Below are 18152 nucleotides of genomic sequence, written 5' to 3'. Positions count from 1 at the left end.
ATCGATTAACCTCTGTCTTTAGCTGGACGCTCACTACGTGGGCGGTCGCTACGATCATTACGAGCACGACGTTTTTGAGGTGCACGTGCTTGCTTTTCTTCTTTGACTGGATTATATACACGGTTCATGCCGTCAAGCACTTCACCACGGAAAATCCAAACTTTTACACCGATAGTACCGTAAGTGGTTTCTGCGCGTACATTTGAGTAGTCAATGTCAGCACGTAATGTATGCAAAGGTACACGACCTTCACGATACCACTCTGAACGAGCAATCTCAGCGCCGCCAAGACGACCTGATAGCTCAACTTTGATACCTTGTGCGCCAGCTTTCATGCTGTTTTGAACAGCACGTTTCATAGCACGGCGGAACATGACACGACGTTCAAGTTGTGAAGCAATACCATCAGCCACTAGACGTGCGTCTAAGTCTGGTTGGGTAATTTCTTCAATGCTAACTTGTGCTGGTACGCCCATTAATTTGGTAAGTTCTTTTTGTAGGCTTTCGATATCTTCGCCTTTTTTACCAATGATGATACCAGGACGTGCCGTGGCGATAGTGATTTTAGCTGCGCCTGTAGGACGTTCGATACTAATACCGCTAATCATTGCTGCTTTAAGCTTTTTCTCTAAATATTTACGAACTTGTAAATCGTTGATTAAGTATTCAGAGTATTTTTTTGGATCTGCATACCAGTTAGCGTTTGATTTACGGATTACGCCAAGACGGATGCCGATTGGATGAACTTTCTGTCCCATATTATGCTCCTACCTTAACTGTGATGTGGCAAGTACGTTTGCTAATACGGTCAGCACGACCTTTGGCACGTGGTAAAACACGTTTTAACGTAATGCCTTCATCCACATAAATGGTAGAAACACGCAATGTATCGATGTCTAAACCATTGTTATGCTCAGCGTTAGCAATCGCAGATTCTAAGCATTTTTTAACCAATTTAGCGGCTTTTTTGTTGCTAAAGGTTAAGATATCTAATGCACGCTCGATTGATTTGCCGCGAACTTCGTCAGCAACTAAGCGTACTTTTTGTGCCGAAATGGCGGCACCGCGTAATTTTGCAGTTACTTCCATGATGAGCACCTTATTTCTTAGATTTCTTGTCAACGCCGTGACCACGATATGTACGGGTTGGGGCGAATTCACCAAGTTTATGACCAACCATTTGCTCGTTTACAATAACAGGTACGTGTGTACGACCGTTATGAACAGAAATAGTTAAGCCGACCATTTGTGGCAAAATCATTGAGCGACGTGACCAAGTTTTGATTGGTTTGCGTGAGTTAGTTTCTAACGCATTCTCAACTTTGGCAAACAAGTGCGCATCGATGAATGGACCTTTTTTCAATGAACGAGGCATGAAATTATTCCTTATTTCTTATTGACGCGACGACGGCGGATAATCATGTGGTCAGTACGTTTGTTAGAACGTGTTTTAAGGCCTTTAGCCTTTTGACCCCATGGGCTGGTTGGGTGTTTACCGAAGTTACGACCTTCACCACCACCGTGTGGATGGTCAACTGGGTTCATTGCAGTACCACGAACGGTAGGACGAACGCCACGCCAGCGATTGGCACCTGCTTTACCCAATGATTTAAGGTTATTTTCAGTGTTTGATACTTCACCGATAACCGCACGACAATTTACGTGGATACGACGAGTTTCGCCTGAACGTAAACGAACGATTGCATAGATACCATCACGACCCAATAATTGAACCGCAGCACCTGCTGAACGAGCGATCTGTGCACCTTTACCGATTTTAAGTTCGATATTGTGAATCACTGTACCTACTGGAATGCTACGTAGTGGCAAGCAGTTACCTGGGCGAATTGGTGCAGTTTCACCAGAAATAACGGTATCGCCTTGTTGCAATTTTTTTGGTGCGATAATGTAACGACGCTCACCGTCTGCATATTTAAGTAGTGCGATGTGTGCAGTACGGTTTGGATCGTACTCAATACGCTCTACAACAGCAGGGATGTTGTCTTTGTTACGTTTGAAGTCAACAACACGGTAATGCTGTTTATGACCACCACCGATATGACGGGTAGTGATACGACCGTTGTTGTTACGACCACCAGTTTTGCCTTTTGACTCTACTAATGCTGCATAAGGACGACCTTTATGAAGGTGTGGATGCACCACTTTCTCGACAAATCGGCGACCTGGTGATGTCGGTTTGGCTTTTACGATAGGCATTGTGTAATCCTTATTCGTTGTCAGCAGCAGGTTGTTCTGCTACGTCGGCTACTTGAACATCTTGACCAGCTTTTAAGGTCACATAGGCTTTTTTGAAGTCTTGACGACGACCTACCGTGCGACCAAATCGCTTTGTCTTACCTTTAACATTCAAAGTGTTAACTTTAACTACTTCAACACCTTCAAACATTAATTCTACGGCTTTTTTAATCTCTTTTTTTGTCGCGTTGGTGTCAACTTTGAACACTTGCACACCTAAAGTATCGCCCAAGATTTGAGATTTTTCTGAAAATACAGGTGCTTTTAGTACCTGATATAGTCTTGCGTTATTCATGCTAACACTCCCTCAATTTCTTTGGCGGCTGCGACAGACATGATGACTTTGTCAAACGCAATTAGGCTAACTGGATCAACTTCAGTGCTACCTAGTACGCTGACGTATGGAATATTGCGAGCAGCTAAGTAAAGATTTTCGTCAACTTCATTGGTAACGATCAATGCTTTAGGGGCATTTAAGTCTTTAAGTTTAGCGATAAGCTCTTTAGTTTTTGGTGCTGAAATGCTGATGTCATCAACCAATACCAAACGGTCTTGACGAATCAATTCAGCAAGAATGCATTGCATGGCACCACGGTACATTTTACGGTTCACTTTTTGTGACCAATCTTGTGGTTTGGCTGCAAATGCGCGACCACCACCAACCCAAATTGGGCTACGGATAGAACCCGCACGTGCACGGCCAGTACCTTTTTGACGCCATGGTTTTTTACCACCGCCAGATACTTCACCACGCGTTTTTTGAGCACGGCTACCTTGACGACCACCCGCTAAATAAGCGGTAACTACTTGGTGTACAAGTGCTTCGTTGAATTCACGACCAAATGCTACGTCTGATAGCTCAACCGCCGAACCTGTTACTGTATTTAGATTCACGTTAATCCCCTTGATTAAGCTTTAACTGATGGACGTACGATAACGTCGCCACCGTTGGCACCAGGAATTGCACCCTTGATAACTAGGATACCTTTTTCAGCATCAACTGAAATCACTTCTAAGCCTTGTACGGTCACACGTTTGTTACCCATTTGACCTGGCATTTTTTTGCCTTTAAATACACGACCCGGTGTTTGGTTTTGACCTGTAGAACCCACAACGCGGTGAGATACTGAGTTACCATGTGTCCAATCTTGTGAACGGAAGTTGTGGCGTTTGATACCACCTTGGAAACCTTTACCTTTGCTGGTACCAATTACGTCAACGATTTGACCTACTTGGAACAAGTCAGCAGCGATTTCACTACCTGCTTCGCGGCCTTCAAGTTCGCTGTCTTCGACGCGAAATTCCCAAGTGCCACGACCTGCAGCAACGCCAGCTTTTGCAAAGTGACCTTTTTGAGCTGCATTAACACGAGAATCACGACGTTCACCAGTTGTTACTTGGATAGCTTGGTAGCCGTCTGTGTCTTGTGTTTTGATTTGAGAGATACGGTTGGCAGTAACTTCAACAACAGTTACAGGAATTGAAACACCTGCTTCTGTGAAGATACGAGTCATGCCGCATTTTTTTCCGACTAAACCGATCGCCATGTTGTTAACCTCTTAATTTTTACTGTTATTCAATATAGGTGTTACCCTAAGGGGTTAGCCTAATGCGATTTGTACATCAACACCCGCCGCCAAATCTAACTTCATCAGTGCATCGACTGTTTTGTCAGTAGGCTGAACGATATCTACCATACGTTTAAATGTGCGGATTTCGTATTGGTCACGGGCATCTTTGTTCACGTGTGGTGAGGTTAAGATGTTAAAGCGTTCAATGCGAGTTGGTAGCGGTACTGGACCACGAACTTGTGCACCTGTGCGTTTTGCGGTATCAACAATCTCTTGAGCTGATTGGTCAATCAGACGATGGTCAAAAGATTTAAGTCTGATACGGATTTTCTGGTTAGCCATGCCAGTAAGCTCCTAATATAAAGTTTGATATGGGTTAATTTGCGTTGGGTGTTAAGCTGTTATTGAGTAAACACCTAACTTGCATTTTTTACCTGTTTTTGACAGGCACTTTTTGAAAATAAAAAAATTTCAGTCCCACTCAAACCATTAACTTGCAATACATAGATAGCATTATTAATAGTCGGTGAAACTGTATTCTTTAATTTCGTGTCGCAAACAATGGAGCGACTGTATTAAAGGGCTTATTCTTTTAAGAATTGACGAATCATCTTCGTCGCCCTGCAATAAGTTAAGTGGGCTGTATTATACCGATTTTTTGGGTAAAAGCAATAGGCTAATCTAGCAGAATATCATATTGTTCTTGATTAAAACGGTTATCACTCTCCAAGTTAATCGGACGACCCAGCAAATATTCCATCTCTGCCACCGTGTCTGCTTCAATGGTTTCAAGCAAATCAATCACGCCGCTATTTGCGACCACGGTAAATTTCTTAGGGGCGTTGTAGGTTCTGGCGCAGCGCATCAATTCGCGGAAAATCTCCAAACACACGGTTTCGGCACTTTTGACAAACCCTTTACCGCCACAGGTTGGACACGGCTCGCAAAGCTGTTGTTGTAAGCTCTCACGCGTGCGTTTGCGAGTCATCTCTATCAGCCCAAGGGCTGAGACTTCGCTGATGTTGGTTTTGGCATAATCGCGCTTTAATTGTTCTTGCAGGCTTGCTAGCACTTCATCGCGGTGTTGTTGCTCTTGCATATCGATAAAGTCAAGAATGATAATCCCGCCTAAATTACGCAGTCGCAGCTGACGGGCGATGGCGTGGGTGGCCTCTAAATTGGTTTTATACACCGTATCCTCAAGGGAACGCCCTCCAACAAATGAGCCTGTATTGACATCAATAGTGGTCATGGCTTCGGTTTGGTCAATGATGAGATAACCGCCTGATTTGAGATTAACACGGCGATTGAGCGCGTCTTTTAAATCATCTTCAACGCGGTGAACATCAAATAACGCCTGCTCGCCTTCATACAATTGAATACGTGGATAAATCAGTGGGACAAATTCTTTGGCAAAATGACGAATAGCGTCAAACACTCGGGCGTTATCAACCGTCACCCTTTCAGTCTGCTCACCAATCAAATCTCGAATCGCGCGCAAAGGTAGCGACAAATCTTGATAAATCAGCTCAAAACGGCGATGGGTCGGCGTTTGTTCACGGCGTGCTTGTACCATACGCCAAAGCTGCAGTAGATAATAAATATCTTCTTCAAGTTTGGATTGCGGGATATTTTCGGCAGCGGTACGCGCAATCAATCCGCCTTGCAGATTGACTTGGTGCATCAGCTCGCCAAGCTGTGTTTTTAACCGCTCTCGCTCATCGCCATCAATCCGCTGTGAAATCCCGATATGTTCACCATACGGCAAGTACACCAAGTAACGCGAAGGCAATGACACATCCGTCGTCAGTCGTGCGCCTTTACTGCCTAATTGGTCTTTAATCACTTGTACCAAGATACGCTGTCCTTCATACAAGCGGTTTTCTATCAACTCGCTAGGCGGTGGCTGATAGGTGGATGTGGTCATCGCAAGCGTAGTGGTGTCAGGGTCTAAGGTATTGTCAATTGCGGGATTTTGCGGTTTTGGCGGTTCAATAGCTGAGAGCTTAGGACGCAGGGTCTGCATATCATTGACGTGCAAAAACGCAGTGCGCGATTGCCCAATGTCGATAAACGCCGCCTGCATGCCTGGCAGTACGCGCACCACTGTGCCAAGGTAGATATTGCCCACTGAGCCAAGTTTGCTATGGCGTTCGATAAAGATTTCGTTCAGTATCCCATCTTCGAGCACCGCGACTCGGCTCTCAGATGGGCTGATGTTGATGAGTAGTTCTTCGGTCATTGTAAACAGCTTTTTAAAATTTTTAGTTGCCGTTATTCTACTCGAAGTTAGTTATCTGCACAAAGCTAAACTAAATTAGCTGTTGTTTTAGTTCATTGATTGTGGTCACAAGCTTGGTTGGATGTTCTTTTGCTAAAACATCGGCTTTTTCACAGCCGTAACTTACAGCAATGCTATCCATCTGTATTGCATTTGCCATACGGATGTCATGAATACTATCACCTACGAATACCGCATCTTCCACCGTTTTACCCGTTTCGCTCAAAATTGCTTGCAGCATGAGCGGATTGGGCTTACCTGCGGTTTCATCAGCGGTTTTGGTAGTTGTGAAAAAGGCTTCAATTCCAGAGTTTGGCAATACTCGCTGCAGACCTTTACGTTTCTTGCCTGTTGCAATGGCTAAGGTTTTGCCTTGTGCGTGTAAATCTTGAATCAATTCTTTAATACCATCAAACAATTTGTCATTGTCGCAATGCTTGACATAATACTCAGAGTAAGTGGCTAAAAGTTCATCATATTTATCGCTATCATTGGGAAATAGCATGGGAAACGCATCGACTAACGCAATGCCGATAATAGATTTGGTGGCTTCATCGGTGACGGTTAAATCGTGCTTTTCAGCAGCATAGCGCATGGCATCGACAATTAAGCCAACCGAATCCATCAGCGTACCATCCCAATCGAAAATGATTAGGGATTTGTTTTTGAAATTATTTGTTGTCATTTTCTATCTTCAATTTCATTAAAATAGGGAGATAATAATTTGTCTTGCTGACATTCAAATTTACCTTTTTTTAAACTATACACTTGAAATTGATTGTCGAATCCTGCTTTATCTTCATCGTCAAAATAATGAAGCAACCCATATGCGCCAACAGCATTTTTAGCAAGCCACTGATAAATTTCTAAAACGTCAAAAAATTCTTGCGATTTATGATTATGAAACCCAAAAATCATAAATTGATAGTTGCCATTCAGAATACCCGTTTTAATCTGTGGATTTTCTAAATTTTTAAAGGTCATATCTATTTTAGAAAGAAATTCTTGCCAAATTTTACCCATCATCTCTTCAGATTCGTTGGCTTCATTAAAACCTTCTCGGACACACACCCAACCATAATATTCAATCATTTTCATTACCGATTAAGCTTTGCATATCCTCTGGCAATTTGGCTGTAATTGTTTCATATTCTGGAATAGCAAGCTGATAAGCATGCAAGCACAAACGGCGCACGCTTTTATCGCCTTTAGCTACATTAGGATTGTATTTATCATCACCCAATAATGGATGCCCGATACTCGCTAAATGCACCCGAATTTGGTGGGTACGCCCTGTGAGCGGTTTAGCTTCAATTAAGCTGACTTTTTGACCATTTAACTCGAATTTTTGCAACACGTTAATTTGGGTTTGGCTTGGCTTGCTATCTTCGGATTTTACATCTACTTTGACACGGCGTTCACCGCTTTTGCCTTCTTGTGTGGCAGGCAACGTGTATTTTAATAGTGGTTTATCAATGGTTTGTGTTTCGCTACTTATCCAACCTACCACCAAACACAGATAGGTTTTTTGCAAGGTTTTTTCTCGCAAATGCTCTTGTAAAGTTTTAAGGGTTGAGCGTTTTTTGGCAATCATCAGTAAGCCAGAAGTATCTTTGTCAATGCGGTGTACCAGCTCAAGGTATTTTTTACCCGTTGCTTCTCGCATAGCTTCAATCACACCAAAACTCTCCCCACTGCCGCCATGCACTGCCATACCCGATGGTTTATTGAGCACGATTAAACCCTCATCTTCATACACAATGCGCTCAAGCAAACTCTGGGCAAAGTCAGGGCTAATCACGGGTTTTTCACGCGTGGCAAGCTTGATGGGTGCAATGCGCACCACGTCATTACGCTGCAGTTTATCGTGGGGTTTACAGCGTTTGCCATTGACACGGATTTCGTCGGAACGAATCATGTTATAGACATGTGAGCGCGGCAGTCCTTTAAGACGACCCAACAAAAAGTTATCAACACGTTGGTCATGCTGCTGGCGTGTCACGGTCAGATAGTTGACTTTAGAAAAATCTAAAATCTCATCATCCGCCGATTGCGGCTGTTTGCTCGGTGGTTGTTTGCTAGGCGTGCGTTTTTGGGTTTGATGAGCCGATTGCTGCGATGGGGTGTCGCGTTTTTTGTTAGGATGGGCAGGACGTTTGGGAGACTGCGAGTGCTCTGTCATATTTTAATAGCCGTTTACATAAAAATTTGCTATAGTTTAGCAGTTTAGTGCCTGTGCCGCTATGAATTCGCGCCATCAATTCGACTTAAACCCTGTTAAGCTTCATTTCAAAGTAGTGTATGCAGGATAATTAAACTGTCGCTTTTGCTGTTGCCCATACTGCCGAAATTTATTCATGGCGGTATGACTCACGATAGGGCGCACTAGACTGCCAATATTTATAGATTTTAAGACTGATTTTAATCAATATCAGCACACGACATACGAGTAACGAAGATAATTGTCATTTGAAAACATGTTCAAATAGTTTGTAAAGATTAGTGATATATAGAGATAACAGATAAATGGTGGGTTTTGTGCCTTACAACCACAAAGCTGCTGGTAACGATTAGCGTATTATGCGCCTAGGTAAATGAACTCAATAGTTGCGATTTTGAGATAAACGTTTACGGTTTTGGACGATTTACCATTTTAAATTGCCCACGCCTTTGTAAAACCTAACTTATCAGGCTTGCCATTTAAAGCGAAAACTAACGCTAACACTTTTTGACCAATAGGGAAAGGGTTCATTCATTTGTCCTAAAACACGCATTGTTTTGGGCAACAACCCCAAATCCAGCATGATGGCTGTATTTACCTAACAGGCTTACAACCTTGTTATGGTAATCACGCAGCCTGTAATGGTCAATAAACCTTGATAACAAGCCGCCTACGCTTAGTATCAGCGAGTCTAGTCAAGACTGTTTGACGTTGTTTCATCTAATATTTGATAGTAATGTTTGATAGCAACATTTATCTACGCTCGTATGTTTTGTGTGTTTAGGAGAAAACACATGAAACGCATCCTCATCAATGCTACCCACGCCGAAGAAATCCGTGTTGCCCTGTGCAATGGCAATCATTTGTATGATTTCGATTTAGAAAACCGTACCCGCGAACAAAAAAAAGCCAATATTTATAAAGGTCATGTGACCCGTGTCGAGCCATCGCTTGAAGCGGTATTTGTGGAATACGGCTCACAACGTCAAGGTTTTTTACCGATTCGTGAAATCGCCCCAGAGTATCTAGCAGGTGACCCTCGCTCTACCAATAACATTAAACAACTGATTAAAGAAGGCGATGAGCTCATCGTTCAGGTGGAAAAAGAAGAACGTGGTAATAAAGGCGCGGCTTTATCTACTCTGATTTCATTGGCGGGTCGTTATTTGGTATTGATGCCCAACAATGCGCGTGGCGGCGGTATCTCTCGCCAAATCTCTGGTAAGTTGCGCGATGAGATGAAGCAAGCGTTAAGTGAGCTAAGACTACCTAAAGGCATGAGCGTTATCATCCGTACCGCAGGGATTGGTAAAACCACGGATGAATTACAACAAGACCTTGACCATTTATTAAACATCTGGAAAGGCATCCAACAACAAAGCCAAAAATTCCCCTCACCTCGCCTGTTGCACCAAGAAGCGGGCGTAGTCACCCGTGCCGTACGCGACTACCTGCGTGATGATATCACGGAAATTTGGGTCGACAATGAATACGCCTATAATGAAGCGGCGAATTTTATTGAAGCGGTGATGCCGCAGCAAGCGAATAAACTGCGTAAATACACTGACTATGAGCCGATGTTTGCCCGTTTTGGAATTGAAAAACAAATCGAAACCGCCTACCAACGTGAAGTACGTTTGCCAAGCGGCGGTTCGATTGTGATTGACCAAACTGAAGCCCTGGTATCAATCGATATCAACTCATCAAAAGCCACCAAAGGCGCGGACGTCTCAGAAACGGCGTTTAATACCAATTTAGAAGCGGCAGATGAAATCGCCCGTCAATTACGCTTGCGTGATATGGGTGGTTTGATTGTTATTGACTTTATTGACATGGCAACCGATGACCACCAAAAACAAGTGGAAAATCGTCTCAAAGAAGCCACCAAAAACGACCGCGCGCGTATCCAATTCGCTGAAATTTCACGTTTTGGACTACTTGAAATGAGTCGTCAACGCTTGCGTCCGTCACTTGAAGAAGCAACAGGTTACCTCTGCCCGCGTTGTCACGGTACCGGTATGATTCGTGACTTGCGTTCACTTGCTTTGTCAATCATGCGTCAAATCGAACAGCGCGCGCTACAAGAGCGTCATGGCGAAATACAAGCCGAAGTGCCAACCGATATCGCAGCATTTTTACTCAACGAAAAACGTGAAACGCTCGTCTGTCTTGAGCAAGAAAGTGGCACGCGCATTACCATTTTGCCGCATGCCCATCTTGAATCCCCTGAGTTTAATATCACTTATAACAGTGATGGGTTTGCGCCATCGAGCTATGAGCGTGTCGCCGAAAGCCAACAACAAGAATATAAAGACCGTGGCTACGATACTAGCAACTGGCATACCGATGACAATGAAGTCAGCCGTGTAGCACCGACAGGTAATCATAATGCCTGGAGCAATGCTAGCAACGCCGTCAACACCACGCCTAACCCTCCAACGCCATCCAACAAACCTCAGCAAACTGCCAACAATACGACTGCCGCCAAAGCTTCCGCGCCACAGCCCGTGCAGCCGGCTGCCAGTGTCCCTGCAACTTCTGCAGTCGCTTGGCTATCGAACTTGTTTGCTCCTACCCCGCAAGCCCAAGTCACCCCACACTTTAGCGGTCAAGATGCCGCTTCGGCGATTGAAAGTCTTGTCAATACCGGCGCGCAAAGCTTGGGGGTGCAAGGTCAAATCAATCACGCCGCCGCATTGACGGCAAGTATCCCTGCGGTGAGCGCAAACACCAGTGAAACCAGCGCCAATCCTTATCAAGAAGCGTCTCAACAACCTTCAGCCACGGCTGAATCAAGCGATAAAGATGCCGAGCGCCGTAAACGTGGTAACCGCAAGCCAAAAGCTAAAAAACCAAACCGTTATCAATCTGAAACGAGTGAGGCGGAAGTTTCATCACAGGACACTGATAGCAATAAAGACAAATCAAACGATGCGTCAAAAACTGCCAAAACTAGTGAGCTGCCAAAACGCGAGCCGAATAGTCGCCGTGACAGCCGTGGGGTCAAAGAACGTCGTGCTACACTAGCGAACGATGATAGTAACGCGGTTGTAGTCAATGATGTAACAGCGACTGATACCGCTGTTGCCCCTGTCGATGGTAGAAAAAACAACCAATCCAGAGCAGAAAAACCGAAAGGCACAAAACAACGTGACCCCAACAGTGTGCAAGTTCAAGTATTTAAAACTGAACAACAGCAACCTATAGCTGCGGTTGAAACAACGCACCTCTCGCTAGATGCTAGCAAAGGGGAAATTGCAAAACCTGAGGTTCAGCCAATAGCATCGGTTACGATGCCCGAACCCACAACACCCGAACAGGCAATTGAGACGCCAGTTAACCCTAGCAACGTTACAGTGTCCAATGACGAGGTAGCAGAGCTTTCTACAGCATCCAAACCATCTGCGCCATCAGCTGAACCTGCTACTGCAAAGCTGGCAGTGACACCGAGCCAAGGTCGTGCCAAAAATGACCCACGCGAAGTCTACAAGGCTTATCAAGCGCAATTTAGCCCAGTTGCCTCTGTAGTGACCACTTCGGTGACAAAAATTTCAGGTACCGTGAGTCAGTTTATTAACCAGTACTTAGATAATGCCGCTGAAAAAATGGCAACCGACAGCGTGGTTAGCTGCTTTATCCAAGCCATCGATGCTTTTAATCATCAAGCTGCTACCACCACTCCATCAAAAGATAATATCGTAGTGGCTGAACAACAGCGTTTTGGGCAGTACTTTAGAAATTATGGTTATGCCAGTCTATCTGCGCAAAACTTGGAGGATTATCATACGGCCATTTTGCCCGCCAATCAGTTCCAACGCCAAGCAGGCAAAACTGACGCTGCGCTACCAGCGGTAACTAAACGCGCCATCAATGACCCACGCGGTTCCTTGGTTAATACCGCTGTTGCTCAAGCGCCAATTGACTCAACCTCGTCAGTTGCTGAGCCTACCTCTAATGTAACTGACAGTGTTACAGGTCAAGTAGAAGCAGCCTCAACTCAATCAGCGTCGCCTAGACAAAACCACCTGTCATATCAAGCAGGTAGTGTAGGCGCATGGATTGTTGCGCGCTTAGGCGAGCAAGGTCATGCGTTGATTGAGCAAGGTAAATTAGTCGAAGCTTACTTGCAAGCGCACAATGCGCCAGTCGCTAACCAACCAGCCGAGCCAGTCTCTGTGACAACAATAGCGGATGATGCTATAGTGAATCAGGACGTTGACTTAGTGCCAACAGCTGATGAACCCGCATTAGACAATAACAGTGGCACCGAAGCGCTTGAACAAACGGACGTAGAAGATAGCGCAAAAGCAGCGGCGCAAAAACGCAAAACCACACCCGTTAGTTATAAGAATATGATTGAAAGTGTGGCAGAACAAATGAAACCGGCAACCGTTGGTATGCTGACGTTGGCAACCCCAAAAGCACCGAAAACCCGTACGCGTAAAGCTAAGGCGAGCGAAAAACCAGCAGCCAAACCCAAAACGCGTACCAGTAAAAAGGTGGAAAATGCCGTGGTTGTCACGAAAAAATCGACGACCACCGCCCAAACTGACGTAGCGCCCTCTCACGATGAGTCGGTAACGCCGCAGCACAATCAATAATTCAATCGCGTTTGCATGTAGGTATAACAATAAAAAAGCAGTTCAACATGAACTGCTTTTTTATTTTAGCTACAAATTTTAGATACAATGAATGGGCGGGCTTGTTTAATGGGCAGGTTTATTACGAATTTTCGAGATGACTGTCATGATCGCAACCACCACCAAACCTGCTACTAAACCAACCAGTGCATTTAATAGGTTGGTGGTTAAACCTGAAAATACGCCTGACAAGTCACCTAAATGTTCAATCCCATGATGTAATGCGCCAACGCCATGTGCCAAAATACCACCACCCACCAAGAACATTGCCAAAGTACCGGCGATTGATAGCACTTTCATCAAAATAGGCGCAAAGGCTAATAAGGCCTTCCCTATACTTTGTGCCGCTGATGACGACTTTTGCTGCAAGTGCAGCCCCAAATCATCTATCTTAACAATCATGGCAACAAAGCCATACACACCCACTGTCATGATGAGTGAAATTACTACCAGTGTTACTGCCTTATCCAGTAAAGGCACCGCTGCCGCAATGGTGCCCAGTGAAATCACAATGATTTCAGCCGATAAAATAAAGTCCGTCCGCACTGCCCCTTTGATTTTCTCTTTTTCATGCGCCACCAAATCTATGCTTTCATTGGCATTGGCTGCTACCCGTTCGGCTTGCTCGGGGTCATTGCTGCCAGCGTGGGGCCAAAATTTGTGTACCACTTTTTCTGCCCCTTCATAACACAGATATAAACCACCAATCATCAATAACCCGGTCACCAAGGCTTGCGAAATCGCACTAATAATCAAAGCCAGCGGCACCAAAATCGCTTTATTGACTAGAGAACCTTTGGCGACACTCCACACTACAGGCAACTCGCGATCGGCTTTTACCCCTGACACTTGATTGGCGTTGAGTGCCAAATCATCGCCCAATACGCCCGCCGTTTTTTTGGCAGCGACTTTTGTCATCACCGATACATCATCTAGGATGACACTAATATCGTCGAGTAAGGTTAACAAACTAGCAATTGCCATGATAAATTCCTAAAAAATAGTAAAAGATGAAAAAATAATAATAGTTATTAAACTAGCTGAAGATTTGTTAGTTTACAAATTTGTCATTTAAACACAATGTCTAAATTGTATCGCAACTTATCAATAGTTATTTACTTAAACGTTGAATTTTTTAATCAACCCAGTTAAACAAACTTTGTTAAATAAACTTTCAATCAATTGATAGAATCTGGCTTTGAGCCGATTGCTTTTAGTGGATTGAAAGATTGGAAAAAGCGTAAAGATTGAAACGGGCAAAAATGTGAGCCCCGACCTAGTAGACCTGGTAGATTATTAACAATAAGTTGACAGGGGTAGCACTCATACGCCATAACAATATGGTAAAATAAAAACCTATATTAACGTTCTGTGGGTTTTCTCATGCTCATTCGTTTTGCAACTTATCCTGCTAAAACCTCATTAACCACCCGTTTAATTACCAGTGTCATCGCCGTGGCTGGCATTGTTGGTTTGGCAGGTTGTGATAATGCTCAATCGCGCACACCCGCCAATTCTGAAACTCAGAAACACGAAGCAACTAGCAGCTCAGCCCCCGTGGCAAAAAATGAATCACAGCTACAGCAAATGCTAGCGGCAAATTTAGTCAAATCAGGTATCACTGCCAAAATCACCTCGGTGACAGCGACCAGTATGCCAAATATTTATTGGGTCAAAGCCGAAGGTTTACCGGCGTTTTTTACCGATGCGACAGGTCAATATGTGGTACAAGGTGATATCATCAAAGTCGGTGGTGCCAAACCTGAGCATATCTCAGCGAACTTGCAAGCGCAAGATGCGAAAGCCAGTCTTACCACCATCGATAAAAAAGATATGATTATCTTCCCCGCCAAGGGGCAGACGAAAGCGGCAATCTATGTATTTACCGATGCAGATTGTGGTTATTGCCGTAAATTTCACAGTGAAATTGATGAGGTGAACGCACTGGGTATCGAAGTGCGCTATCTACCTTGGCCACGTAGTGAACAGACCATGCCAATCATGGAAAAAATCTGGTGTAGCAGTGACCGCAAAAAAGCCTTAACCGATGCCAAATTGGGCATGCCTATCGATGCACCGACCTGCAGTAACCCCGTACGTAAAATTTATGAGTTAGGCGCAAATTTGGGTATCAATGGCACCCCAGCGGTTTTTGACACAGAAGGTCATCAACTTGGCGGTTATCTGCCACCGGCTGAATTGGCACAGGCGCTCAACCTCAAATAAGTCAACCCCGGATGGGATACAAACCAGCTAGTCATCATTAGCTGGTTTTTTTATTTTAATTTTTTTGGGCAATTGGATTTTATACCTTACCAATCACAAGTTAGCATGGTATATTTACCTAGCCAACTTTTAAACTTTTAAACTTTTATTTTTATATTTTTGACATTTGAGAATTTTTTTTATGAATAATCGACCTATTCAATTAGCGATTTTAGGGCTTGGTACTGTGGGTACTGGGGTGGTTGAACTACTACAAAACAACCTTGATGAAATGACGCGTCGCACAGGACGTGAGATTAAAATTACCCACGTAGGCACGCGTCGCAACCGTACCGATATCCCAACAGACATCAAACAATCTGCCGATTTGCTTGATATCGTCCAGCAAGATGATGTGGATATTGTAGTGGAATTGATGGGCGGTACCACCACAGCTAAAGAGGTGATTTTAGCGGCAATCAAGCATGGCAAACATATTGTGACTGCCAACAAAGCCTTACTGGCAGAACATGGCAATGAGATTTTTGCCAAGGCGGATGCCAAGGGCGTCAAAGTGGCGTATGAAGCCGCGGTTGCCGGCGGTATTCCGATTATCAAAATCTTACGTGAAGGTTTAGCTGCCAACAAAATCGATTGGCTTGCAGGTATCATCAATGGTACAGGCAACTTTATCATGACTGAAATGCGCGATAAAAAGCGGGACTTTGCAGATGTCCTCGCTGAAGCCCAAGCGCTGGGGTATGCCGAAGCCGATCCGACATTTGATGTCGAAGGGATTGATGCTGCGCATAAATTGACGCTGCTTGCGTCAATTGCATTTGGTATTCCATTGCAATTTGACAAAGTTTACTGTGAAGGCATTACCAAAATCACCAAGCAAGATGTGCGTTATGCCAACGAGCTTGGCTACCGTATCAAGCATTTAGGGTTTGCCAAACGTCGTACTCTAGATAGTGGCGAAGAAGGTATTGAATTACGTGTACACCCCACTTTGATTCCAAAACAGGTGTTACTTGCCAATGTAAATGGGGTAAAAAATGCCATCATGGTTGACGCAGAGCCTGTCGGACAAACCTTGTATTACGGTTCGGGTGCGGGGGCAGGCGCAACTGCATCAGCCGTGATGGCAGATGTGGTGGACATGGTACGCGCCCTTGCAGAGACCAATGATTCAACCGCCAATTTGGTGCCGCATCTGGCATTCCAGCCTGAGACACTCAATAACACACGCATTTTATCGAGCGATGAGATGATCACAGGCTATTATCTGCGCCTACAAGTCAAAGATGATTTAGGTGTACTAGCAGAAGTCACCCGCATTTTAAGTGAGTCTAAAATTAGTATTGATGCAATTTTGCAACAGCCAGCACATGATGATACTAGCACTGATTTGCCTGTCATTATTATGGTGGACCCCGTTGTTGAGCGCAATATGAATGAAGCGATTGCCAAAATTGAAGCGTTAGATACCGTGACCGATAAGGTGACACGCATTCGGTTGGATGAGTTAATGCAGTAAGATTTGGGTAGATTTGACTGGTATATTTTACAGTGTTTTCAGTAGTTTAATTTACATTTTAACTATGATAATATGAAATGTATCGCATTAGCTAAACTTAAAACATCTATTGTGATTGGCATGGTTGCCGTTTACAACCCTGTTTATAGACCGTAATGATTTAGGTCGTAGTTTGCTTGTGACAACAAAAACCCTAACTCAAAGGAAATTTAATATGGAAAATTCAGTCGTAATCGTAGATGGCGTTCGCACCCCAATGGGTGGATTCCAAGGTGATTTGAACGAAGTATCAATGCCAGAGCTTGGTGCAACCGTCATTAAAGAAGCCGTTAACCGTGCTGGCGTAAAACCAGAAGAAATTGACGAAGTTATCATGGGTTGTATCTTAACCGCAGGTGCAGGTCAAAGCCCAGCGCGTCAAGCGATGCGTAAAGCAGGTATCCCAGATGCCACAGGCGCAGTCAATGTCAACAAACTTTGTGGTTCTGGTATGAAAGCTATCATGCTAGGTGCCAACTCAATTCGTAGTGGTGAGTTTGATATCGTGGTAGCAGGTGGTATGGAATCAATGACCAACGCCCCTTATGTACTACCAAAGGCACGTGGTGGTTATCGCATGGGAGATGGCGAGATCAAAGACACCATGTTCTTAGATGGTCTTAAAGATGCTGATACCGGCAAGTTAATGGGTGTGTTTGCTCAAGAAATGGCAGATAAACGGGGTATCACACGTGAGGCGATGGATGCATTTGCTATCGAATCGCTAAAACGCGCCAACACCGCCATCAATGAAGGTCACTTCAAAAACGAAATCGTTCCGGTTACTGTCAAAACTCGTAAAGGCGATGTGGTCATTGACACGGACGAACAACCCGGCAAAGCCAATGTAGACAAAATCCCAACCTTAAAACCTGCGTTCTCGAAAGATGGTACAGTCACTGCTGCTAACTCAAGCTCAATCTCTGATGGGGCAGCCGCCGTTGTATTGATGTCAGAAGACAAAGCCAAAGAAAAAGGCTTAAAACCAGTCGCACGTATCGTTGCCCAAGCCACCCATTCACAACACCCAAGCGAATTTACCATCGCACCCATCGAGTGTGTGAAAAAAGTTTTAGCAAAAGCTGGCTGGACCAAAGAAGACGTTGATCTTTGGGAAATTAATGAAGCATTCGCCATGGTAACCATGCTTGCTATGCAAGAAAATGACCTTGATCATGCTAAGGTTAATATCGAAGGCGGCGCTTGTGCATTAGGTCATCCCGTGGGCGCATCAGGTGCGCGTATTGTAGTCACACTTATCAACTCACTCAAACGCACAGGCGGCAAAAAAGGCATTGCTAGCCTATGTATCGGTGGCGGTGAAGCGGTTGCCTTAGCGATTGAGTTAATCTAACTGTCTCATGCTAAAAAAATCCCTAATCTGTATTAGGGATTTTTT

Annotated in this window: 17 protein-coding genes; 4 read left to right on the top strand and 13 right to left on the bottom strand. The window is 44.4% G+C overall.

Features of this window, described 5'->3' with window-relative positions; all coding sequences use genetic code 11:
• Positions 1-5 precede the first annotated feature (5 nt).
• From rpsC to RTJ53_RS06580, 12 genes are all read right to left on the bottom strand, one after another.
• Positions 6-758, bottom strand: coding sequence for a 30S ribosomal protein S3 (rpsC, locus tag RTJ53_RS06635; protein WP_007115551.1), 753 nt, complete (start codon positions 756-758; stop codon positions 6-8).
• Between the two features lies 1 nt (position 759).
• Positions 760-1089, bottom strand: coding sequence for a 50S ribosomal protein L22 (gene rplV / locus RTJ53_RS06630; RefSeq protein WP_007115550.1), 330 nt, complete (start codon positions 1087-1089; stop codon positions 760-762).
• 10 nt (positions 1090-1099) lie between these two features.
• Positions 1100-1375 carry a 30S ribosomal protein S19 gene (gene rpsS, locus RTJ53_RS06625; RefSeq protein ID WP_007115549.1) on the bottom strand — a complete coding sequence of 92 codons (276 nt, stop codon included), beginning with the start codon at positions 1373-1375 and terminating at the stop codon, positions 1100-1102.
• An 11-nt stretch (positions 1376-1386) separates the two neighbouring features.
• Positions 1387-2217 (bottom strand): 50S ribosomal protein L2, encoded by an 831-nt coding sequence (gene rplB, locus RTJ53_RS06620; RefSeq protein WP_007115548.1) that lies wholly within the window; start codon positions 2215-2217, stop codon positions 1387-1389.
• A gap of 10 nt (positions 2218-2227) precedes the next feature.
• Entirely contained in the window at positions 2228-2551 is a 324-nt protein-coding gene (gene rplW / locus RTJ53_RS06615; RefSeq protein ID WP_007115547.1) for a 50S ribosomal protein L23, read from the bottom strand.
• The gene (gene rplD / locus RTJ53_RS06610) at positions 2548-3150 is read right to left on the bottom strand and encodes a 50S ribosomal protein L4 (protein ID WP_007115546.1); all 603 of its coding nucleotides are present in this window, start codon (positions 3148-3150) and stop codon (positions 2548-2550) included. Before rplD ends, rplW begins: the two co-directional genes overlap by 4 nt.
• A 14-nt stretch (positions 3151-3164) precedes the next feature.
• A complete protein-coding gene (rplC, locus tag RTJ53_RS06605) occupies positions 3165-3803 on the bottom strand; it encodes a 50S ribosomal protein L3 (RefSeq protein WP_007115545.1) in 639 nt (212 codons plus the stop codon).
• A gap of 54 nt (positions 3804-3857) precedes the next feature.
• On the bottom strand, positions 3858-4169 hold the full coding sequence (gene rpsJ / locus RTJ53_RS06600; protein ID WP_007115544.1) for a 30S ribosomal protein S10: 312 nt from the start codon (positions 4167-4169) through the stop codon (positions 3858-3860).
• A gap of 334 nt (positions 4170-4503) precedes the next feature.
• Entirely contained in the window at positions 4504-6069 is a 1566-nt protein-coding gene (locus RTJ53_RS06595; RefSeq protein ID WP_312276363.1) for an Rne/Rng family ribonuclease, read from the bottom strand.
• Between the two features lie 70 nt (positions 6070-6139).
• Positions 6140-6793, bottom strand: coding sequence for an HAD family hydrolase (locus tag RTJ53_RS06590; protein WP_312276362.1), 654 nt, complete (start codon positions 6791-6793; stop codon positions 6140-6142).
• Entirely contained in the window at positions 6790-7200 is a 411-nt protein-coding gene (locus RTJ53_RS06585; RefSeq protein ID WP_312276361.1) for an Imm7 family immunity protein, read from the bottom strand. The genes RTJ53_RS06590 and RTJ53_RS06585 overlap by 4 nt, the downstream gene beginning before the upstream one ends.
• Entirely contained in the window at positions 7193-8290 is a 1098-nt protein-coding gene (locus RTJ53_RS06580; protein WP_312276360.1) for an RluA family pseudouridine synthase, read from the bottom strand. Before RTJ53_RS06580 ends, RTJ53_RS06585 begins: the two co-directional genes overlap by 8 nt.
• Before the next feature lie 833 nt (positions 8291-9123).
• Here RTJ53_RS06580 and RTJ53_RS06575 point away from each other — a divergent pair.
• Entirely contained in the window at positions 9124-12930 is a 3807-nt protein-coding gene (locus RTJ53_RS06575; protein ID WP_312276359.1) for an Rne/Rng family ribonuclease, read from the top strand.
• A gap of 105 nt (positions 12931-13035) precedes the next feature.
• Here RTJ53_RS06575 and RTJ53_RS06570 read toward each other — a convergent pair whose 3' ends face one another.
• The gene (locus RTJ53_RS06570) at positions 13036-13953 is read right to left on the bottom strand and encodes a DUF808 domain-containing protein (RefSeq protein ID WP_312276358.1); all 918 of its coding nucleotides are present in this window, start codon (positions 13951-13953) and stop codon (positions 13036-13038) included.
• A 399-nt stretch (positions 13954-14352) separates the two neighbouring features.
• Between RTJ53_RS06570 and RTJ53_RS06565 the strand changes: the two genes are divergently transcribed.
• The 3 genes from RTJ53_RS06565 to RTJ53_RS06555 all read left to right on the top strand — a co-directional run bounded on the left by RTJ53_RS06565 (position 14353) and on the right by RTJ53_RS06555 (position 18107).
• Complete coding sequence (locus RTJ53_RS06565; RefSeq protein ID WP_312276357.1) at positions 14353-15195, top strand: DsbC family protein; 843 nt, start codon at positions 14353-14355, stop codon at positions 15193-15195.
• A gap of 181 nt (positions 15196-15376) precedes the next feature.
• On the top strand, positions 15377-16714 hold the full coding sequence (locus RTJ53_RS06560; RefSeq protein WP_312276356.1) for a homoserine dehydrogenase: 1338 nt from the start codon (positions 15377-15379) through the stop codon (positions 16712-16714).
• A gap of 214 nt (positions 16715-16928) precedes the next feature.
• On the top strand, positions 16929-18107 hold the full coding sequence (locus RTJ53_RS06555; RefSeq protein WP_312276355.1) for a thiolase family protein: 1179 nt from the start codon (positions 16929-16931) through the stop codon (positions 18105-18107).
• Positions 18108-18152 lie beyond the last annotated feature (45 nt).

The sequence above is a fragment of the Moraxella sp. CTOTU46711 genome, assembly GCF_031975715.1.
Classification (GTDB): domain Bacteria; phylum Pseudomonadota; class Gammaproteobacteria; order Pseudomonadales; family Moraxellaceae; genus Faucicola.
This window is presented reverse-complemented; position numbering and strand designations above follow the sequence as displayed.